The sequence below is a fragment of the Acinetobacter sp. AG3 genome (assembly GCF_022343575.1).
GTDB lineage: Bacteria > Pseudomonadota > Gammaproteobacteria > Pseudomonadales > Moraxellaceae > Acinetobacter > Acinetobacter guillouiae.
Map to the genome: position 1 here is coordinate 2,205,376 of NZ_JAKQZD010000001.1, position 21,500 is coordinate 2,226,875.

21 protein-coding genes are annotated in these 21,500 nt (G+C 39.7%); 17 read left to right on the plus strand and 4 right to left on the minus strand.

The genetic code is table 11. The annotated features are described in order from the left end of the window. The first annotated feature begins 5 nt into the window (after positions 1–5). The 7 genes from L3V46_RS10205 to L3V46_RS10235 all read left to right on the plus strand — a co-directional run bounded on the left by L3V46_RS10205 (position 6) and on the right by L3V46_RS10235 (position 7,504). Positions 6–581: a TerD family protein gene (locus tag L3V46_RS10205; RefSeq protein ID WP_004821599.1), complete on the plus strand. Its 576-nt coding sequence runs from the start codon at positions 6–8 to the stop codon at positions 579–581. A gap of 16 nt (positions 582–597) precedes the next feature. Continuing rightward, a complete protein-coding gene (locus L3V46_RS10210; protein ID WP_239045606.1) occupies positions 598–1,710 on the plus strand; it encodes a DUF475 domain-containing protein in 1,113 nt (370 codons plus the stop codon). A 2-nt stretch (positions 1,711–1,712) separates the two neighbouring features. After that, positions 1,713–2,291, plus strand: a complete 579-nt coding sequence (locus tag L3V46_RS10215; RefSeq protein ID WP_004821595.1) for a TerD family protein — start codon at positions 1,713–1,715, stop codon at positions 2,289–2,291. A 116-nt stretch (positions 2,292–2,407) separates the two neighbouring features. Then, the gene (locus L3V46_RS10220) at positions 2,408–3,715 is read left to right on the plus strand and encodes a VWA domain-containing protein (RefSeq protein WP_239045607.1); all 1,308 of its coding nucleotides are present in this window, start codon (positions 2,408–2,410) and stop codon (positions 3,713–3,715) included. Between the two features lie 14 nt (positions 3,716–3,729). Further along, the gene (locus tag L3V46_RS10225; RefSeq protein ID WP_004720370.1) at positions 3,730–4,446 is read left to right on the plus strand and encodes a TIGR00266 family protein; all 717 of its coding nucleotides are present in this window, start codon (positions 3,730–3,732) and stop codon (positions 4,444–4,446) included. A 17-nt stretch (positions 4,447–4,463) separates the two neighbouring features. Then, complete coding sequence (locus tag L3V46_RS10230; protein ID WP_004720371.1) at positions 4,464–5,054, plus strand: TerD family protein; 591 nt, start codon at positions 4,464–4,466, stop codon at positions 5,052–5,054. Positions 5,055–5,299: 245 nt separating this feature from the next. Beyond that, on the plus strand, positions 5,300–7,504 hold the full coding sequence (locus tag L3V46_RS10235; protein ID WP_239045608.1) for an OsmC domain/YcaO domain-containing protein: 2,205 nt from the start codon (positions 5,300–5,302) through the stop codon (positions 7,502–7,504). A gap of 151 nt (positions 7,505–7,655) precedes the next feature. On the opposite strand, the gene L3V46_RS10240 is transcribed toward L3V46_RS10235, so the two are convergent. Further along, positions 7,656–8,537 (minus strand): LysR family transcriptional regulator, encoded by an 882-nt coding sequence (locus L3V46_RS10240; protein WP_004821587.1) that lies wholly within the window; start codon positions 8,535–8,537, stop codon positions 7,656–7,658. Between the two features lie 165 nt (positions 8,538–8,702). Here L3V46_RS10240 and L3V46_RS10245 point away from each other — a divergent pair, with 165 nt between their 5' ends. From L3V46_RS10245 to L3V46_RS10270, 6 genes are all read left to right on the plus strand, one after another. Next, entirely contained in the window at positions 8,703–10,220 is a 1,518-nt protein-coding gene (locus L3V46_RS10245; protein WP_239045609.1) for a CoA-acylating methylmalonate-semialdehyde dehydrogenase, read from the plus strand. Positions 10,221–10,235: 15 nt separating this feature from the next. After that, on the plus strand, positions 10,236–11,126 hold the full coding sequence (gene mmsB / locus L3V46_RS10250; protein WP_004720378.1) for a 3-hydroxyisobutyrate dehydrogenase: 891 nt from the start codon (positions 10,236–10,238) through the stop codon (positions 11,124–11,126). 103 nt (positions 11,127–11,229) lie between these two features. Next, on the plus strand, positions 11,230–12,882 hold the full coding sequence (locus L3V46_RS10255) for an AMP-binding protein (protein ID WP_239045610.1): 1,653 nt from the start codon (positions 11,230–11,232) through the stop codon (positions 12,880–12,882). Positions 12,883–12,955: 73 nt separating this feature from the next. Further along, complete coding sequence (locus L3V46_RS10260) at positions 12,956–14,083, plus strand: acyl-CoA dehydrogenase family protein (protein ID WP_239045611.1); 1,128 nt, start codon at positions 12,956–12,958, stop codon at positions 14,081–14,083. 58 nt (positions 14,084–14,141) lie between these two features. Continuing rightward, a complete protein-coding gene (locus L3V46_RS10265; protein ID WP_239045612.1) occupies positions 14,142–14,915 on the plus strand; it encodes an enoyl-CoA hydratase in 774 nt (257 codons plus the stop codon). A gap of 15 nt (positions 14,916–14,930) precedes the next feature. Beyond that, entirely contained in the window at positions 14,931–15,956 is a 1,026-nt protein-coding gene (locus tag L3V46_RS10270) for an enoyl-CoA hydratase/isomerase family protein (RefSeq protein ID WP_239045613.1), read from the plus strand. A gap of 107 nt (positions 15,957–16,063) precedes the next feature. On the opposite strand, the gene L3V46_RS10275 is transcribed toward L3V46_RS10270, so the two are convergent. The 3 genes from L3V46_RS10275 to L3V46_RS10285 are packed head-to-tail and all read right to left on the minus strand — an operon-like array spanning position 16,064 to position 18,932. Further along, positions 16,064–16,975: an alpha/beta hydrolase gene (locus L3V46_RS10275; protein ID WP_239045614.1), complete on the minus strand. Its 912-nt coding sequence runs from the start codon at positions 16,973–16,975 to the stop codon at positions 16,064–16,066. A 1-nt stretch (position 16,976) separates the two neighbouring features. Further along, complete coding sequence (locus tag L3V46_RS10280) at positions 16,977–17,858, minus strand: alpha/beta hydrolase (RefSeq protein WP_239045615.1); 882 nt, start codon at positions 17,856–17,858, stop codon at positions 16,977–16,979. Positions 17,859–17,879: 21 nt separating this feature from the next. Further along, complete coding sequence (locus L3V46_RS10285; protein ID WP_239045616.1) at positions 17,880–18,932, minus strand: sugar phosphate isomerase/epimerase; 1,053 nt, start codon at positions 18,930–18,932, stop codon at positions 17,880–17,882. 179 nt (positions 18,933–19,111) lie between these two features. Here L3V46_RS10285 and L3V46_RS10290 point away from each other — a divergent pair, with 179 nt between their 5' ends. The 4 genes from L3V46_RS10290 (at position 19,112) to L3V46_RS10305 (ending at position 21,490) form a co-directional block, all read left to right on the plus strand. Beyond that, positions 19,112–19,705 carry a TetR/AcrR family transcriptional regulator gene (locus L3V46_RS10290; protein ID WP_239045617.1) on the plus strand — a complete coding sequence of 198 codons (594 nt, stop codon included), beginning with the start codon at positions 19,112–19,114 and terminating at the stop codon, positions 19,703–19,705. Positions 19,706–20,144: 439 nt separating this feature from the next. Next, the gene (locus tag L3V46_RS10295; RefSeq protein WP_239045618.1) at positions 20,145–20,636 is read left to right on the plus strand and encodes a MarR family transcriptional regulator; all 492 of its coding nucleotides are present in this window, start codon (positions 20,145–20,147) and stop codon (positions 20,634–20,636) included. A gap of 68 nt (positions 20,637–20,704) precedes the next feature. Continuing rightward, on the plus strand, positions 20,705–21,043 hold the full coding sequence (locus L3V46_RS10300; protein ID WP_239045619.1) for a DUF6616 family protein: 339 nt from the start codon (positions 20,705–20,707) through the stop codon (positions 21,041–21,043). Positions 21,044–21,190: 147 nt separating this feature from the next. After that, the gene (locus L3V46_RS10305; RefSeq protein ID WP_239045620.1) at positions 21,191–21,490 is read left to right on the plus strand and encodes a hypothetical protein; all 300 of its coding nucleotides are present in this window, start codon (positions 21,191–21,193) and stop codon (positions 21,488–21,490) included. Positions 21,491–21,500 lie beyond the last annotated feature (10 nt).

Below are 21,500 nucleotides of genomic sequence, written 5' to 3' on the forward strand. Positions count from 1 at the left end.
TATAAATGGCAATTTCATTAAACAAAGGTGGCAACTTATCTTTAAGCAAAACTGACCCAAGTTTAAACCAAGTTTTGGTTGGCTTAGGTTGGGATGCGCGTGCAACTGACGGAACAGATTTTGACTTAGATGCTTCGGCATTTTTATTAAGCGAAAGCGGTAAAGTCCGTGGTGAACATGATTTCATTTTCTATAACCAAACCCGTTCTCCTGAAGGTTCTGTTGAACATACAGGTGATAACCGTACTGGTGCGGGCGATGGCGATGATGAAGCGGTTCGTATTAATTTGGCAAAAGTACCTGCAGATGTTCAAAAGATTGCGATTACAGTTACCATTCATGAAGGCGAAAGTCGCGGTCAAAATTTTGGTCAAGTTCAAAATGCGTTTATTCGTGTAGTAAATGATCAAAGCAATACTGAAATTGTTCGTTTTGATTTGAATGAAGATTATTCAACAGAAACTGCCATGATTTTTGGTGAATTATATCGCCACAATGGTGAGTGGAAGTTTCGAGCTGTAGGACAGGGTTATGCTGGCGGTTTAAGCGCAATGTGCCAACAGTTCGGTATAAGCATCTAATATAAGAGTTCAATGGATGAAACATTTTCGCTTTTCGATTCTTTTTACCATCATTTGTTTAGCAATTTCAGCGTATTGGGGTTTTACACATGGGCCCCAAGCCGGCTTAATGACCATGTTCAAGGCATTGGCAATTACTGCAATTCTTGCAGTAATGGAAGTTTCTTTATCATTTGATAATGCTGTGGTAAATGCTTCAGTACTTAAGCACTGGAATCATTTCTGGCGAACCTTATTTTTGACAGTCGGTATTGTTATCGCTGTATTTGGTATGCGTTTAATCTTTCCATTACTCATTGTTGGCGTCACTGCAGACATGGGGATGATAGAAGTCGCAAAACTCGCGTTGAACGATCCGAAAACCTACTCTGAAAAACTCATGGCACACCATGCTGAAATTGCAGCATTTGGTGGTATGTTCTTACTTTTGGTTTTCCTTAACTTCTTATTTGATGATGAAAAAGATGAGCATTGGTTCCATTGGTTGGAGTCAAAACTCGCTGATCTAGGCAATATTCAAGCGATTTCAGTGTTTATTTCATTATGTGCATTATTGGTTATGGCTAATTTTGTACCTGAATCTTCTCGCCTTGTTGTAACTATGGCTGGGATCTGGGGAATTGTGGTTTATGTCGGTGTTCAGGTGATCGGACACTTGCTTGAAGGCGGTTCACATGATGATGAGCAAGAACCTGCGACTGAACAAACCAGTTCAAATAATGGTGCACCAGTCACAGGTACAATTATCAAAGGCGGTATCGGTGGCTTCTTGTATCTTGAAGTACTTGATGCGTCTTTTAGTTTCGATGGTGTAATCGGTGCTTTTGCAATTACCAGTGATGTGGTAATTATTATGCTGGGCTTGGCAATCGGTGCAATCTTCGTGCGTTCGATGACGGTTTACCTTGTAGAAAAAGGTACGCTTGATGCCTATGTTTATTTAGAACATGGCGCGCATTATGCGATTGGTGCACTTGCATTCATCATGCTTGCAAGTGGTACAGGCTTACATGTACCTGAAGTCGTAACAGGTCTGATTGGTGTCGCGTTTATTGTTTGGGCAGTGATCTCATCAATTTCTTATAGTAAAAAACAATCTCTTGAAACAACAACTGACAAAGGAAACTAAAAATGGCTATTAATTTATCAAAAGGCGGTAACATCAACCTGTCTAAAACAGCGCCTACAATGAATAAAGTAGACTTAGGTTTAGGCTGGAATCCTCGTGTGACAGATGGTAAAGCATTTGACTTGGATGCTGTTGCTTTTCTGACTGGTGAAAATGGCAAAGTTCGTTTAGATGGCGACTTCATCTTCTTTAACCAAAAAACTTCTCCTTGTGGTTCTGTCAACCATAACGGTGATAACCGTACAGGTGACGGTGATGGTGATGACGAAACAATTTCAGTTGATTTATCTAAAGTTCCAGCAGATGTGGCTAAAATTGTATTTGCTGTAACCATTCATGAAGGCCAACAAAATGGTCAAAACTTCGGTATGGTCGACAAAGCCTATATCCGTGTAATCAATAAAGATAGCAATGCAGAAGAACTTGCACGTTTTGACTTATCTGAAGATGGTAGTACAGAAGTTGCGATGATCTTTGGTGAATTATACCGTCATAGCGGTGAGTGGAAATTCAAAGCAGTTGGTCAAGGTTTTAACGGTGGCTTAGGCGCTTTGGCTGCAAGTTATGGTGTTGCAGTTTAATTTTTAAAATCAGTACTAAAAGATTTATCTTTTAGTACTTGAAAGTGATTCGGTTTAAATCGGTTCATTTATGAACACAGTAAAAATTATTTTCAAGTACTAAATAGAGAACAACAATGCAATTCATCACTGGCCAAAAACTGGCACTTCACCAATTGTTGCAGACAGAGACACAGTTTAAAGTACGTGTACAAGTTCAAGCACCTTTTGAAATCGATATTTCTAGTTTTGGTATTGCGCCAAACGATAAACTTTTCCATGATGATTATATGACTTTCTATAATCAGCCACAAACTCCGAAAGGCGAAGTTCAATATCAGCTTCAAGGCAACATACATAATTTTACCTTTGATTTAAACAAGATAGATGCAACACGAACGTCACGTTTTGTTATTTGTGCAACCTTAGCCAATGAACAGTCTCAAATCCAAAATATACAATCGATTCAGGTTGAGTTATCTAATCAACAGGGTCAGGTTGTTGCCAGTTATGTTTTAAATGGTTCTAATTTTAGCCAAGAAAAAGCTGTGATGCTGACTGAGATTTACTTTAAAAGTGATACTTGGCGCATCGCTGCAATTGGTCAAGGTTTTAATGGTGGCTTAAAGGCTTTGGTTGAGCACTTTGGGGGAGAAGTTGAAGAAAGTGCAGCAGCTACTCCATCAACAGCAAACCCATCGATAAGCAATAGCACATCTACGATTGATCTGAAAAAGAAAGTGGTATTGGATAAAATCCAAAATGCAGCACCGCATTTGGTAGACATTACTAAAAAGTCTTTGATCAGTTTAGAAAAAAACAATTTACTCGATGTAAAAGCTCGTGTGGCTTTAGTGCTAGATTATTCAGGTTCAATGCACCAACAGTATATAAAGGGTGATGTGCAAAAAGTACTCGACCGAATTATGCCATTGGCAGTCAATTTTGATGATGATGGTAGTTTTGAGTGCTGGGCATTTGCAGAAAAATCATTGCGTTTAAGCGATGTAACCTTGAACAACTTAGAAAATTTTGTCAATACAGATCAAGGCGGACACCCAAAGTGGAAAGCTGGTGCACGTTATAATAATGAACCTGCTGTACTTGACGCTGTGATTCAGTATTTCACGCAAGAAAATCCATCTCATTTACCCGTTTATGTGGTATTTGTTTCAGATGGCGGGGTCAGTGAAAGTAAAAAGATTAAAAATATTCTTAAAAATGCGTCCAGTTTTCCTATTTTTTGGCAGTTCGTGGGTATCGGTGGTCGTAACTACGGTGTGTTGGAACAACTCGATACGATGGATGGGCGAGTGGTAGATAATTGCAATTTTTTTGAAATGAGTAATATTCAAAGTATGCCTGAAGCACAACTGTATGATGCGCTGCTTCAGGAATTTCCACTGTGGTTAAAAGAAGCGAAAAATAAAAACATTATTCGATAAAGTGAGGACAATCGATGGCTAAATTTGAACTTGTAGGCAGCCCAGAACCATTTCTATTGGTCGATTTGGTACAGGGAGAAAAAATATTTTGTGAATCTGATGCAATGGTCATGATTGAACAAAATTTAGAATTGGCAGGGAATTTACGAGGCGGCTTATTTCAATCATTTATGCGTAGATTTACCACAGGTGAATCGCTGTTTCAGCAAGAAATCAAAGCATCATTTGGTCATGGACAGTGTCTACTTTCTCCAAACATAGATGGAGATATGCAAATTCTTAACATTGGCCCTCAGCAATACACTTTATCTGATGGGGCTTTTGTTGCCGCAACAGAACATGTCAATGTCAAAGCCAAGATTCAAGCAAATTTAGGTGGTGGATTCTTTGGTGATACGGGTGGTTTTGTGGTGATGGAATCATCTGGACAAGGGCAACTGTGTATTTCTGGTTGTGGCACCTTAATGGAAGTTGATGTAAGCACTCAGAATGGAGAAACCACCATTGATAATGGTCATGTTGTGGCATGGGATTCGTCTTTAAGTTACAACATTGGGATGCCAAGTTCACAAAACCGCGGAATTGTTGGAAATCTTTTAAACAGTTTTACCAGTGGTGAAGGTATGGTGCTTAAGTTTAGGGGCAATGGCAAAGTCATTATTTGTTCCCGAAATCGCAAGAGTTACCTCACATGGTTATCTTCAGCATTAAATTTAAATAGAAACAATTAAATCTATGAGGGAAACACATGAGTATTAGTTTAGTAAAAGGTCAAAAAATCTCTTTAGAAAAAGGTGATGGTTCATCTTTGACCAAAATTTATCTTGGTGCAGGCTGGGATGTGGCGAAGAGTGGCGGATTTTTAGGTGGTCTTTTTGGTGGCGGTGGTGGTGATTCAATCGACCTTGATGCGTCTGTCATTATTTTTGATGAAAACAACCAACCGCTTGATGCAGTATGGTTCGGTCAATTAAAAAGTAAGGATGGCAGTATTTGGCATTCAGGGGATAACCGGACAGGTGCTGGTGATGGCGATGATGAAGTGATCCATGTTGATCTAACCAAAATTCCACCGCAAGTCAAAGCACTGGTTTTTACAATTAGTAGTTTCCGTGGTCAAACTTTTGAAAAAGTTGAAAATGCCTTTTGTCGTTTAGTTGACTCAAATACCAATACTGAAATCGCAAAATATAACCTTTCAGCAAAAGGTAATTATACTGCTTTGATTATCGCTAAAGTCTATCGCCACAATGGTGCATGGAAAATGTCTGCGATTGGCGATACCTGCAATGGTAAGACCATTCATGACATGCTTCCTTCGATCATTCCGGTGCTTTAAGTGCGGCTGTAAAAGTTTTAATCAACAAAGTCATTTCTAGGAATGGCTTTTGTTTAAAGTATTTTCAAACTTTCCATTCTAAAGTTATCAATTGTGTAAAATAATTCTATAATAGTGTCCATTATTACTGACCTCAGTTGAGGTTGGTTCGTTTTAAGTCAATTTCTTCTCCGTGATTCGGCTTATTTTTCAATATTTAAATTTTATGTGTCCATGCCAACACATAAGAATATTTAGGTGCCCACATGGAAATCAAAGTCAATTACCTCGACAATCTTCGACAAGAAGCCAAGTTCGATGACTTTACAGTAATTGCTGATCAACCCATTCGCTATAAAGGTGATGGCTCTGCGCCGGGTCCTTTCGATTATTTTCTTGCATCATCTGCTTTGTGTGCTGCTTACTTTGTCAAAGTGTATTGTGCAGCTCGTGATATCCCAACAGATAATATTCGTTTATCGCAAAACAATATTGTCGATCCTGAAAACCGTTATAAACAAATTTTTAAAATTCAGGTTGAACTGCCTGCGGATATTTCAGATAAAGATCGTCAAGGTATTTTGCGTTCGATCGACCGTTGCACCGTTAAAAAAGTCATCCAAACAGGTCCTGAATTTGTTATTGAAGAAGTTGAAAGTATTGATGCCGATGCACAAGCATTGCTCATGCCAAACTTAGCACAAGAAAGCTCAACTTATATTGAAGGTAAAGATCTGCCTTTAGAGGAAACTATTGCCAATATGTCAGAGATTCTGGCAGGTTTGGGAATGAAAATAGAAATTGCCTCATGGCGAAATATTGTTCCAAATGTATGGTCATTACATATTCGTGATGCGCAATCTCCAATGTGTTTTACCAATGGTAAAGGTTCAACCAAAGAAAGTGCTTTGGCTTCGGCATTAGGCGAGTTCATTGAGCGTTTAAATTGTAATTTCTTCTATAACGACCAGTTTTGGGGGCAAGACATTGCCAATGCTGAGTTTGTACATTATCCAGATGAAAAATGGTTTAAACCAGGACCAAATGGAGCGCTACCTAGAGAAATATTGGATGAATATACATTAGAGATATATAACCCAGACAATGAATTATTAGGTACACATTTGTATGACACCAACTCAGGTAATACTGAGCGTGGGATTTGTTCATTACCGTTTGTACGTCAATCAGATCAAGAAGTTGTATATTTTCCATCAAATTTGATTGAAAACTTATATCTAAGCAATGGTATGAGTGCAGGAAATACCTTAGCGGAAGCTCAAGTGCAGTGTTTATCTGAAATTTTTGAACGTGCGGTTAAACGTGAAATTTTAGAGGGAGAAATTGCACTTCCAGATGTACCAGAAGACGTTTTAGCAAAATACCCGCGTATTGTTGAGGGCATTAAAGGCCTAGAAGAACAAGGCTTTCCAGTCTTGGTTAAAGATGCATCGTTGGGTGGTGAATTTCCAGTGATGTGTGTCACGTTGATGAACCCACGTACAGGCGGCGTATTTGCATCGTTTGGTGCACATCCTAAGCTTGAAGTTGCTTTAGAGCGTAGCTTAACCGAGTTATTACAAGGTCGTAGTTTTGAAGGTTTAAATGATTTACCTAAACCAACCTTTAGCAGTAATGCGGTGACTGAACCAAATAATTTTGTTGAACATTTTATCGATTCAAGTGGTGTGGTGTCTTGGCGTTTCTTTAGTGCAAAATCAGACCATGACTTTGTTGAATGGGATTTTAGCAGTGTGGGTGAAAATGCCAATGCTGAAGAAGTAAAGACCATGTTGAACATTCTTGAGGAAATGGGCAAAGAAGTCTATATGGCAGTCTATGAGCACTTAGGCGCGACAGCTTGCCGTATCATTGTGCCTGATTATTCTGAAATTTATTTGGTTGAAGATTTAATTTGGGACAATACCAACAAAGCATTGTTATTCCGTGAAGATATCTTAAATCTTCATCGTTTAGATGATGAGCAACTAGAAGCTTTAGTTGAACGTCTTGAAGACGTTGAAGTGGATGATTACACCGATATCGTGACTTTAATTGGGATTGAATTTGATGATAATACTGTGTGGGGGCAACTGACCATCCTTGAGTTAAAACTGTTGATTTATCTTGCTTTACAACAGTTTGAAGAAGCCAAAGATTTAGTTGAACAATTCCTGCAATACAATACCAATACTGTAGAACGCGGCTTGTTCTACCAGTGTATGAATGTAATGCTTGAAGTTGAACTAGATGACGACATGGATTTAGATGACTATGAAGCGAATTTCCGTCGTATGTTTGGTGATGAACGAATGGATGCAGTTATTGGTTCTCTAGACGGCAGTATGCGTTTTTATGGTTTGACTGAAACCAGTATGCAGCTTGAAGGGCTTGATCGTCATTTAAGACTTATTGACAGTTATAAGAAATTACATAAGGCACGTGCTAAAGCTGTTGGCTTAGCAAGTTAAACGCGTTTTATTGATAACTTAAGTGAAAAACCCAAGATTCGTCTTGGGTTTTTATTTTTAAAAATAATATTTGATAAATCATTCAACGGCTTAAATTTATACTGATGATGAAAAGGGCTATCCCTAATATCTCTTATGAATAAGTGAATGACTAATCCATCAATAAATTTTGATATTTATCAGCTTGTGTTCTTAAAAAATCCCAAACCAATTTTATACGTGGTTCATGCTGTAAATCGACTAAAGTTAGCATCCAAAAGGTATGAATAAAACGAACTTCATCTTGTAATACCTGTTTAAGTTCTGGTTTATTTTCTGCCAAAAACTTCGGCAAAATTGCCAATCCAGCACCTGCACTCACAGCAACTTGTTGGGCCAAAATACTGCTACTTCTAAAATTTGCATTGAGCTGTAAGGGCAGACGTTCTAAACAATACAGTTCAGGACTGTAAATTAAATCGTCAATATAGTTTACAAACTGATGGTTTTTTAAATCTTCAAGTTTTTTAATCGCTTGGGTGCTTTCTAGATAGCCTTTACTGCCATAAATTTTAAGACAATAATCGGTTAAACGGGTAATGATATAAGGTCCTGACTTAGGACGATCAATGGAAATCACAATGTCAGCTTCACGATGCGACAGCTTAATCATTTTTGGAACCGGGATAAGGTCAATCGTGAGCAAAGGGTATTGTTTAGACAGTTCTGCCAATAGCTGGGCTAAAAATGCTGTTCCAAAACCCTCCGGTGTGCCAATTCGCACATGTCCTTGTAAAGGTAAGTTGGGCTTTTCAATTTGCAAGAATGCTTGTTCCATTTGCTCAACACGAGGCACCAACGCCAAGCCTTCCATAGTCAGTTCATAGCCTGTGGCTTCGCGTCTAAACAACGGCGTTCCTAAAGCTAATTCTAGCGCCTGTATTCGTCTAGACACGGTACTGTGTTCGACCCCAATAATACGAGCTGCATTGGTTAACGTCTTGGCACGCGCTAAAACTAAAAAAAACTGTAGGTGATCCCAATCGACTTTCATTGTGTATGACATCCTTGTGCATATTTGCACATTCATTGTGCGTTAATTTCTATTGGTCATCTATATTTTCTTTGTTAGTTTGATTTAAAACAGCGCTGATGAAAATACTGCTTTTGGCTATTTTCTAAGAATGTAACAACAAAAAATATTGCCTATGGAGAGGTTATGAACACAATGTCAAATATTCATTCGACGACGGCTAAATTATTAATTAATGGAAAATTTACCGAATCAAATACTACTGAATGGCAAGACATTCTAAATCCAGCGACCCAAGAGGTGCTTGGTCGTGTCCCAATGGCAACTCTAGACGAAGTTGATGCTGCAATTGCTGCTGCACAAGAAGCATTTAAAACTTGGCGTTTTACACCAATTCAAGCCCGTATGCGTATCATGCTGAAACTGCAAGATTTGATTCGTGACAATATGAACGATATCGCCCGTGTTTTGACCGCAGAACAAGGTAAAACCTTGGCTGATGCAGAAGGTGATATCCAACGTGGCTTAGAAGTGGTTGAACATGCTTGCTCAATTGGCACCTTGCAAATGGGTGAATATACTGAAGGTGTAGCTCGTGGTGTAGATACTTATACCTTGCAGCAACCATTGGGTGTATGTGCTGGAATTACCCCGTTTAATTTTCCTGCCATGATTCCACTATGGATGTTTCCAATGGCGATTGTTTGCGGCAATACCTTTGTACTTAAACCGTCAGAGCAAGATCCATTATCGACCATGATGCTGGTTGAGTTGGCATTACAAGCAGGTGTACCTGCTGGTGTACTCAATGTGGTACATGGTGGCAAACAAGTGGTAGATCGTCTATGTACGCATCCAGACATTAAAGCCATTTCATTTGTAGGTTCAACTGCGGTAGGGACGCATGTCTATAACTTAGCAGGTCAGCATGGTAAACGTGTGCAATCGATGATGGGTGCAAAAAACCATGTCGTGGTGATGCCAGATGCCAACAAAGAACAAACCTTAAATGCTTTAGTTGGTGCTGCATTTGGTGCGGCTGGACAACGGTGTATGGCATTGTCTGTTGCTGTCATGGTCGGTGAAACTAAAAACTGGGTGGATGAATTGGTTGAAAAAGCCAAAACACTGAAAGTCAATGCTGGGCATGAACCGCAAACAGATATTGGCCCCGTGATCTCACCACGTGCTAAAGCTCGGGTTATAGATTTGATTAATAGCGGTATTGAACAAGGTGCACAACTCTTACTCGATGGTCGAGGCGTACATGTCCAAGGCTATGAAAATGGCAATTTTGTTGGTGCAACCATATTCAATCAAGTCAGCACCGATATGCGTATCTATACTGAAGAAATTTTTGGCCCTGTATTAGCCATTATTCATGTTGATACGCTTGAACAAGCCATTGAATTGGTCAATGCCAATCCGTTCGGGAATGGTGTGGGTTTATTTACTCAAAGTGGTGCCACAGCACGTACTTTCCAAAGCACCATTGATATCGGTCAAGTTGGGATTAATATTCCAATTCCTGTGCCAGTTCCATTCTTTAGCTTTACCGGGTCAAGAGGTTCAAAATTAGGGGACTTAGGGCCTTATGGTAAACAAGCAGTACAGTTCTATACTCAAACTAAAACCATTACCAGTCGTTGGTTTGAAGATACACAAGAAAAAGGTGAAGTGAATACCACCATCAGCTTGCGTTAATATAGGAGTTCAAGGATGAATATTGCATTTATTGGTTTAGGCAATATGGGCGGTAAAATGGCCCATAATTTACTCAAAGCAGGTTTGACGGTTTATGGCTTTGATTTAAGTGATGTTGCAATCGCACATTTCACCGAAGCAGGTGGAATTGCCTGTAATAGTCCACAGAAAGCAGCAGAAAATGCAGATGTGGTAATTACTATGCTGCCAGCCGCAAAGCATGTTAAAGAGGTGTATTTGGGTGAAAATGGGGTACTTGCTGTGCTTAAACAAGGCAGCTTATGTATCGACAGCAGTACCATTGATCCACAAACCATTAAAGACATTGCTGCAATTGGTGCAGAGCAAGGAATTCAAATTTGTGATGCACCTGTTTCAGGTGGCACGATCGGGGCTCAAGCAGGTACGCTAACCTTTATGGTAGGAACTGATGATAAAGCCTTTGAACAAGTCAAATCTGTGCTTGCACCAATGGGTAAGAACATCGTGCACTGTGGTGAAGTGGGTGCAGGACAAATTGCTAAAATTTGCAATAATCTCATTTTAGGTATTTCAATGGCCGCAGTGGCTGAAGGCATGGCGCTCGGGGCAAAACTCGGTATCGATGCACAAGCGTTGGCAGGCGTAATCAATAGTTCGAGTGGTCGTTGCTGGAGCTCGGAAGTGTGTAACCCATGGCCGGGTATTTCGGCTAATGCACCAGCTGGACGTGGTTATAGTGATGGCTTTGCCTCTCAACTGATGCTTAAAGATTTGGGTTTGGCTGTTGAAGCCGCAGGCCAAGTCAAACAACCTTTGCTTTTAGGCGGTTTGGTACAGCAACTTTATCAGCAACTGTGTATGCAAGGTAATGCTCAACTCGATTTTTCCAGCATCATTCAGCAATATTTGCCTAAAGAAACTTAATCATCAATCGAAGCACAGTCAATTTCACCACCGATGGGTGGTGAAAAACCAATAGATTCACTCGTGTCATGAATAACAATAAATCCAGGCCGGAGTATATAATATGTTGAATTATCAGGATGTTGCTAAAACATTTAATTTAGATGGTGCGGTTAAGGAAATGCTCTCAGGTTCAGTCGATCAACTGAATGCCTGTTATGAATGCTGTGACCGACATGCAGAAGCAGATCGCGAAAAAGTTGCCCTATATTGGCAAGCTAAAGATGGACGTAAAGAACAATACACCTTTGCTCAACTGAAAAAATGGTCGAGTCAGTTTGCCAATTTTTTAAAGTCACAGGGTATTCAAGCCGGTGATCGTATTTCGGGTTTATTACCAAGAACTCCCGAATTATTGGTGGTGATTCTCGCTGCTTGGCGAATTGGTGCAGTTTATCAACCGCTATTTACTGCATTTGGCCCAAAGGCGATTGAACATCGAGTTCAGTTGGCAAAAAGCAAATTGGTCGTGACCGATATCGGCAACCGTAGCAAACTGGATGAAGTTGCACAGTGTCCACAAATTATGACTGTCGCTGATCAACAGGGTCATGCTGTACAACAAGGCGATTTAGATTTTTGGAAAGAACTCCATCAACAGGCTGAGCAATGCGATCTGGTCATGCAAAGCATTCAAGATCCATTTTTACTGATGTTTACCTCGGGTACCACGGGACCTGCAAAACCTTTAGAAGTTCCACTCAAAGCCTTAATTGCTTTTGGCAACTATATGAAAGATGCGATCGGCTTACGCACAGATGATGCATTTTGGAATATTGCTGATCCAGGTTGGGCGTACGGTTTATATTACGGTATCACAGGACCCTTATTGTTAGGCCATGCCACTTTGTTTTATGAAGGTGGTTTTAGCATAGACAGTTTATGTCAAATTATTGATGATTATAAAATTACCAATTTGGCAGGGGCACCTACAGCATATCGGATGATGATGGCCGCAGATCCCACTCAAATGGCACAACTAAAGGGTAAATTCCGGGTTGTGAGCAGTGCTGGTGAACCTTTAAATCCAGAAGTTTTTCGTTGGTTTAAACAAGTGCTTGATGCGCCTATTTTTGATCATTATGGACAGACAGAGGTGGGCATGGTGGTTTGCAATCATCATGGTTTAAGCCACGACGTCCGTGCAGGCGCTGCTGGTTTTGCCAGCCCAGGTTATCGTGTTGCTGTGGTAGATGATCAAGGCAATGAGTTGCCTGCCGATACCGCTGGAATTTTAGCGGTAGATATCAGTCAATCACCGATGATGTGGTTTGGTGGCTATAAAGAAAGTCGTAAATCACCGTTTATCAAAAATTATTATTTGACCGGTGATACTGCTGAATTACATGCAGATGGGAGTATGAGCTTTGTTGGACGTAGTGATGATGTGATTACCACCTCTGGATATCGTATTGGACCTTTTGATGTAGAAAGTGCATTACTTGAACATGAGGCAGTGATTGAAGCTGCTGTTGTTGGAGTACCTGATCCAGAGCGAACCGAAATCGTTAAAGCTTTTGTGATTTTGGCAGTAAATAAAACACCGTCTGAGGAATTGGCTGAACAACTTGGGCAATTTGTCAAAAAACGTCTGTCTGCCCATGCTTATCCTAGACAAGTTGAATTTGTCACTGAACTACCCAAGACCCCAAGTGGTAAGATTCAACGCTTTTTACTACGAAATCAAGAAATTGCTAAACAACAATTAAGTGTATAAAGCTAGTAAGGATCATCCTAGACAAGCTAAACTTGCCGAATGTAGGATGTTAAATGATGCTAAGGAATATGAAATGCAATTTACTGAAGAACAATTATTGATTCAGGACATGGCGAAAAGCTTCGCCCAAGAACAAATTAAACCAAATGCTGCGGAATGGGATAAACACAGCATTTTCCCCAAAGAAACCTTGTCACAAATGGGGCAATTGGGATTTATGGGGATGCTGATTTCAGAGCAATGGGGTGGTTCAGATACTGGTAACTTAGCCTATGTCCTTGCACTTGAAGAAATTGCGGCGGCCGATGGCGCAACCTCTACCATTATGAGTGTGCATAATTCAGTCGGTTGTGTGCCAATTGCTAAATTTGGTAGTGAAGAGCAAAAACAAAAATATTTAATGCCTTTGGCACAAGGTGAAATGATCGGTGCTTTCGCATTGACCGAACCACATACAGGCTCTGATGCAGCAGCACTGAAAACCCGAGCTGTCAAAGATGGTGAGGATTGGATCATTAACGGCGCAAAACAATTTATTACTTCAGGAAATAATGCTGGTGTAATTATTGTATTTGCAGTGACCGATCCAAGTGCTGGTAAAAAAGGTATCAGTGCCTTTATTGTGCCACGGGAAACTGCGGGCTATGAAGTGATTCGCACTGAAGAAAAACTGGGATTGCATGCTTCAGATACCTGCCAAATTGCATTGACTGATGTGCGGGTACACAAAAGCTTAATGTTAGGTCAAGAAGGTGAAGGGCTTAAAATAGCACTGTCTAATCTGGAAGGCGGTCGTATTGGTATTGCTGCGCAAGCGGTGGGTTTGGCACGTGCGGCCTTAGAAGAAGCCAGCAAATATGCCAAAGAACGGATTACTTTTGGAAAACCGATTTTTGAACATCAGGCAATCGCTTTTCGTTTGGCCAGTATGGCAACAGAAATCGAAGCAGCTCGTCAATTGGTCCATCATGCCGCACGATTGAAAGAAGCAGGCAAGCCCTGTCTCAATGAAGCCTCAATGGCAAAATTATTTTCCTCAGAGATGGCAGAGCGTGTCTGTTCAGAGGCTTTACAGGTCTTCGGCGGCTATGGTTATTTAAAAGATTTTCCAATTGAACGAATTTATCGTGATGCACGTATTTGCCAAATCTATGAAGGTACCAGTGACATCCAGCGTTTGGTGATTGCGCGAAGTTTATAAATAGAGTTAATCGCTGTATATCATCAGATGATGGGATAAAACAGATAAGGAAATGAATATGCAATTTGAAACGATTTTACTGGAAAAACACCAAGGCGTAGGCTTAATTACACTCAATCGCCCAAAGGCTTTAAACGCATTAAATTCAAAATTAATCCAAGAAGTAAATTTAGCTTTAGATGATTTAGAAAAAGATCAGGATATTGGCTGTATGGTGCTGACTGGTTCAGAAAAAGCCTTTGCAGCAGGTGCTGATATTAAAGAAATGGCGGGATTGAACTTTCCCAATATTTATTTTGATGATTTTTTTAATCTTGCCGATCGAATTGCGCAACGCCGTAAACCCTTAATCGCAGCTGTCAGTGGTTATGCCTTGGGTGGTGGTTGTGAGTTGGCACTTATGTGTGATTTTATTTACTGTGCGGATAATGCCAAATTTGGCTTACCTGAAGTCACTTTAGGCGTGATTCCAGGCATTGGGGGTACGCAGCGTTTAACCCTTGCCATAGGTAAAGCCAAAGCGATGGAAATGTGTTTAACCGCTCGACAAATGGGGGCAATTGAGGCAGAACTGAGTGGTTTAGTTGCCCGTGTGTTTAGCCCCGAAGAGCTTTTAACCCAGACTTTAAATGCTGCTGAAAAAATTGCTGAAAAATCATTGGTGGCGACAATGATGATCAAAGAATCAATTAATCGTGCCTTTGAAGTGAGTCTGGCGGAAGGTTTACGTTTTGAACGACGAACCTTTCATTCAATTTTTGCTACTTTGGATCAAAAAGAAGGTATGCAAGCCTTTGTTGATAAACGCCAAGCCAACTTTAAAAATCAATAATAGGATGAAGATCGGATGAATACTGAAAATCATTTAATCGTCGAACAGCACGCAGCGCTGGGTGTGATTACTTTAGATCGAGTGTCCAGCCTGAATGCACTGACTTTGGATATGATCAATGGTATCCGTATACAAATTGAAACTTGGCAAAATGATGCTGGCATTCAAGCGATACTGATCAAATCCAATAGCCCAAAAGCATTTTGTGCAGGTGGTGATATTCGTTATCTTTATGATTGTTATCAAAATGGTACAGATGGACATAAAGGCTATTTTATCGCTGAATATGACATGTTGAATAGCATTCGCGCGTCTAAAAAACCTGTTGTTGTATTGTTAGATGGCTATGTCTTAGGTGGTGGTTTTGGTCTGGCACAGGCCTGTCATATTATTGTTAGCAGTGAAAAATCACGTTTTGCCATGCCTGAAACGGCGATTGGTTTCTTTCCTGATGTTGCAGCAACGCATTTCTTGTCACGTTTAGATGATATTGGGGTCTATCTGGCAACCACTGGCGACCAAATCAGTAGCAGTGATGCCTTATATTTAGATTTGATTGATTATCATGTTCCTAGCCAACAGTTTAATGCCTTACTTGATGCATTGAGCCAATCAAGCAATTTAAGCAAAGACCATATTGAACAGATAATTTCTAAATTCATTACCCGCCCTGTAGAAAGTGAACTCAGTGCATCGGTTGAGAACATTCGTAAGCATTTTGGCTTTGAAAATTTACAAGATATTGAAAAAAGTCTTGAAAATGAAAAAGACCAACAGCATCAAGCCTGGGCAAGCAAAGTCTTAAACACCTTGCAACAACGTTCTTGGGTGGCGAAAAAGACCAGTTTAAGACTGCAATACTTGGGACGGGGATTGTCATTACAACAATGTATGCAGCTGGAACGAAATTTACAGGATATCTGGTTTGAACATGGTGATATTCTTGAAGGTGTTCGCGCTTTAATTGTCGACAAAGATAAACAGCCCAAATGGCAGCAACAGAATGCAACGCTAGATAAAATATTGGCTGAATTAGGTTAATATCTTTAATGCGTATATCAGTTCTGTTTTTATAAACATTCAGATACTTTTGAAATAGCAAAAAAGGAAATCATGCGATTTCCTTTTTTCATGATGATCAAAATCACCTATAAATCAATCTTATCGTATATAGCATTGGCTTTCTCTGTGATTGCAGTCATATGGATTGCACCATGAATCATTCCTGCTAGAAAATGAAATTTCACCGAGACACCCGCATCTCTTAATCTTTCAGCATATTGTTCACCATCATGGCGCAGTGGATCATATTCACAGACAAAAATTGTTGCCTCAGGTAAGCCTTGTGATGACTGTGCCAGTAGGGGGCTCACCAACTCATTGGTTTTGTCAGAATCACTATTTAAATATTGATCCCAACAATACGCCATTGTTGCAGTGGTTAAGCCATAACCATCCGCATAAGTTTCATAGGATTTACCCTGCATCGTGGCATCTAAGGCTGGATAAAACAGCAGTTGTTGACTAATCTGGATTTCTGGATGCGCTTTAGCGAGTAAGCATGCAGCCGCTGCAAGGTTAGCGCCCACACTATCACCACCCACAGCAATACGATTTCGATCAAGCCCTAAACTTAAAGCATGTTCTTGAATATAACGAAGTGCTGTAAAAAAATCTGTCAGCGGTACTGGAAATTTGAATTCAGGCGCTAGGCGATAATCCACTGAAAAGATAACATACTGTGTTGATTCTGCCAGTAAACGACATGAACGATCCCATGCATCTAAACTCCCCAAACACCATCCGCCACCGTGGGCAAATACTAAAGCTGGGTTGCTTTGTAGCTGCACCAAAGCATAGGGCGTATATACCCGAACTTGGATTTGAGCTTGATCAGAAGTTGTGACCCAAAAACTGGATTGATAGCTGGGATCTCGCTCAATACCTTGCTGTTGTATGATGTCCTGATTTACCTGCGCTCTTAATTCACAAAGTGTGTTTGCAGTTGTTGCAGCAGGTCTAGTGTTAAGCCAGTCTGTAATTTGATGATCTAAAGGCATCTTATTGCTCCTGTTGTAGAAATTCTAAAATCAGGGAACAAAACGCTTCGGGTTGTTCCTCCATAATAAAATGACCACAATCTTTGACAATTGCACTGGTTAAATGTGGTGCAACTTTTTTCATGGTTTCATAAGGTGCATCATTGGTTGCCTGTTCTGCACCAATCGCCAATACAGGCATTTCTAGATTTTTAGTTGCGCGGATTTTATTTTGACGAATGGTTTCGGGGATTGAACGATAGTAATTAAAGCCTGCCGTTAAACGTCCCGATACTTTATAAGCCTCAATATAAGTTGCAGCGGCGACTTTATCTCTATGCCATGACCACTTATCAAAAATATAATTGAGATAAGTTTCTTCACGTCCACTGACCAAAGCTTCAGGTAAGTCCATCACTTGATTAAACATGAAATGCCATAGAAAAATATTTTCATCAGCTGAAACAAAAATAGAGGGTGGCGTTGCCAATCCGGGAATAACGGCTTCAGTCACAGCCAGAGAAGTAACAGATTGGGGAAAATCAGCTGCAAGTGCATAAGCAACCCACATCCCGATATCGTGACCAATCACTGAATAAGTATCATGTCCAAGTTTTGACATTAAGCTGGATAAAATTGTCGCAATTCGCCCCGTATCATAACTTCCATTCAGCGGGACAGAATAGCCTGTTCCCGGTGGATCCACAGCAATTGCCTGATAACCATTGTCCGCCAATACGCTCATTACATTTCGCCATGCGTACCATGTTTGTGGCCAACCGGGGATAAGTAATACGACAGGACCACGACCTGTAGAGACATAATGAAGCTTTTTACTGTCTATATGGATGTAATGATGCTGAAATTGATCAACTAAATTTTCATGTGTTGTAATGGTTGTCATAGTAAATGCTCAATCTCTGCCTTAGATACCCAAAAGTTGATTTATTTGCAATTGATTGACAGGCGCTGCGGCAAAATCATCAAAGGTTTTATCAGTAACATGAATAATATGTTGTTGAATAAACTCAGCACCTTCACTTGCGCCATCCTCTTTATTTTTTAAACAACATTCCCATTCCAAAGTTGCCCAGCCCTGATAGTCGTTATGTGCCAATTTTGAGAAAATTGCTTTAAAATCAACCTGACCATCTCCAGTAGAGCGGAATCGACCTGCACGATCTCCCCAATTTTGATAGCCCCCATACATCCCTTGTCGACCTGTCGGGTTAAACTCAGCATCTTTGACATGGAACATCCGAATAAAATCTTTATAGATATCGATGTATTCTAAATAGTTCAGTTGTTGCAGAATAAAATGACTCGGGTCAAAAAGAATCTGACAACGTGGGTGGTGTTGTGTCCGTTCTAAGAACATTTCAAAGGAAATGCCATCATGTAAGTCTTCGCCAGGATGAATCTCGTAGCACAGATTGACATTATGTTCATCACAAGCATTGAGGATCGGCATCCAACGACGTGCAAGTTCATCAAAAGCGGTTTCAATAAGTCCAGCGGGGCGTTGAGGAAAAGGAAAGATATAAGGCCATGCCAGTGAACCTGAAAAAGTTCCCATATCTTGTAAACCTAAACGGGCAGATGCTTGCACAGAAGCCAACATTTGTTGTTCAGCCCATTGAGTTCTAGCTACTGAATTTCCATGTAAATGTGAAGGTGCAAAACCATCACACAAAGCATCATAAGCTGGATGCACAGCCATAAGTTGACCAAAAATATGCGTTGTCAACTCACTAATTTCTAAACCATTATTTTGTAAAATCCCTTGTATTTCATCGCAATAATCTTGGCTTGTGGCTGCTAAATTAACATCAAATAAACGCTTATCCCATGCTGGCAGTTGTACAGCTTTAAAGCCTTTATCGGAAACCCATGCGGCAATGCTCTCTAAATTATTAAATGGGAAAATATCATCACTGAATTGTGCGAGATGAATACTTGGACCTTTGATGGTTTGCATAGCTAAACTCAATTAGTTGTCGATCGACAAACAATAGGCTTTCTTTTGAATAAAAACAACAAGTTTTTAAAAAAGAATCTAAAAAGGGGTAGCCTCTCCAATAAATCCTATTGATTTATTTGCGAAATTTTTTTTTTCGAATGATAATAAAAAACACTAAATCGAATTGAAGCGTCGTTATGGCTGGTAGACCAAGAGAATTTGATAGGGAAAAAGCACTGATTCAAGCGCGTGATTTTTTCTGGCAGCATGGCTATGAAGGGACTTCGATGTCAGATTTAGTCGAGGTCTTAGGTATTGCTTCCGCGCGTATTTATAAAGCCTTTGGCTCGAAAGAGGCGTTGTTTCGAGAAGCTGTTTTACACTACGAAGAAAATGAAGGCGGCTTTGCGATCCACGCTTTACGACAAGCAAATATCAAGGATGCGATCAGCCAATTATTTCAAGATGCAATCAAACTTTATACCCAGAATAATCATTCATATGGCTGTATGGTTGTATCATCTGCAAGTGTATTAAGTCAGGAAAATCAAGGTCTTTTAGACTGGATGAAGCAACAACGTATTGAACGTGGTCAAAGTCTGGTTAAGCGCTTTAAACAGGCGAAAGTAGAGGGACAATTATTAGACCATGCTGACCCTGAAATATTAGGGCAATATTACGGACTAGTGCTACATGGATTATCCGTTCAAGCCAGAGATGGTTATTCAGAACAAATGCTTTTGCAAATCATCGATTTTTCCCTTAAAAATTTAGATCAATATCTGGTTTGATCTTCAAAAGCTTAGACATAGATCAGCAGTAACAATGTATAAGTGATGAATATTGACTTGGAATATACATCGTATGATTGCGACATATTTTGTTGAGTTTTAAGCCTTGCTTTACGGCGAATAAATGGGCGTTTCATCACGTTGAAAGGGCAATATTGAATAGATTTTAATTGATGAATAAATTAAACTTTAACTATATATTTCAATAACTTATAAAACATCATGAGCTAGCTTCTATCTATTCAAAATAATATTAAGGATTATTTTATCGATTTAACACGAGATAAAGTAAACATAAAAATTAATCTGAAAAAATCTGTTTTAGTCCATTTAAAATCGATCAATTTAAGCACTGTTTTTTTTTGGTAAAGAATCAATCTTGACACAGCTAAAATATTCAATATATAGTTAGCTACCATACTATATGGCTAAATACTAAATGAATCTAGAACAGAAATACACCGCGCTTTTGTATGAAGCGCAACGCCGTAAAATGGCAGATATTGAAAATTTACGCCTCTGTTTTCAAACGCTTTCACTCGCTTCAAGTATTGATCGAGACTGTGCCGCACAACTTGCGCCTTATGGCTTATCTGAAGGGAGATTTGTGCTTTTATTTCTCCTTGATGCAGCTAGTGATGCTGTAGCGCCTAAAACTTTAGCTGAACAAGCGGGAATTACCCGTGCCACAGTCACTGGACTACTGGATGGTTTAGAACGTGAACAATTGGTAGAACGTCACGCAGATCCAGAAGATCGTCGCGCGTTATGTATTCAGCTGACGGCAAAGGGCAAGCAAGTCGCAAAAACTGTGTTTGATCAGCATAGTCGCTGGATTGCCAGTCTGTTTGCTGGGTTAACCCAAGCTGAACGTGAACAATTAACAGGTTTACTTGAGAAAGTGGCGAAAAATCTTGTTGATAAGTGCTGATAAAATATTTATATAAAAATCTTTTTAAATTATCGATATAAAACGTTGAATTAAATCAAGGAATAATCATGAATCACTATCTCATTGAACTCTATACACCCAATGCAGTTTGGCAAGCTTTACCTATACAAGAGCGTCAACAATATTTGACTGATGTTGGCGCAGCTATGGGAGGCTTGTCTAGTCTGGGTGTCGAGCTTTTAACACTCACCGAGATTGATACTGCAGCTGATCAAAGTAGTTATCATCGTTTTATGGGGATTTGGCGCTTTCCAAATCAACAGGCACGGGATGCATTATTAACAGGTATTCAAGCAAGTGGTTGGTATGATTACTTCGATCATGTAAATGCTACAGGAACGGAAGGTGATTTCCAGCAACATCTTGATGCTTTAGCGAAGTTATAGTGGATTCTCAGTCCTAACGAAATACCAATCATAAAAAAGCCATTACTGATTTTTATTTTAAATGGCGAAAAGCAACTTGGAAAATCTAAGTCTATAGAATACCGATCTGGTACTTTCGTATTTCTACCAAACAGTCCAAGAGTAGATATGAGAAATATACCTCATCAAAAGGAATATTTTGCAGTACTGATTGATTTCGAAGACGAGGATTTTGCTGAGCTATCAACAAAGTTTGTTCCTCACGCTGAATATACTGAAGTCTCTAATATCAGTGAAACTCTTCGTTTAAGCGAAAAAGAGCTTTCAATGATTTCAAGTGATCTCACTTTTGAATGGCCTGTTGATTTAATCGCCTCAAATCTCTTCATGACTGCTTCAACTTTAAGACGTAAATTAAAAAATGATTGCAAAAATCAGCTTAAGTCAAAAAAACTTAAGTATATCTAGCTTTTGTTAA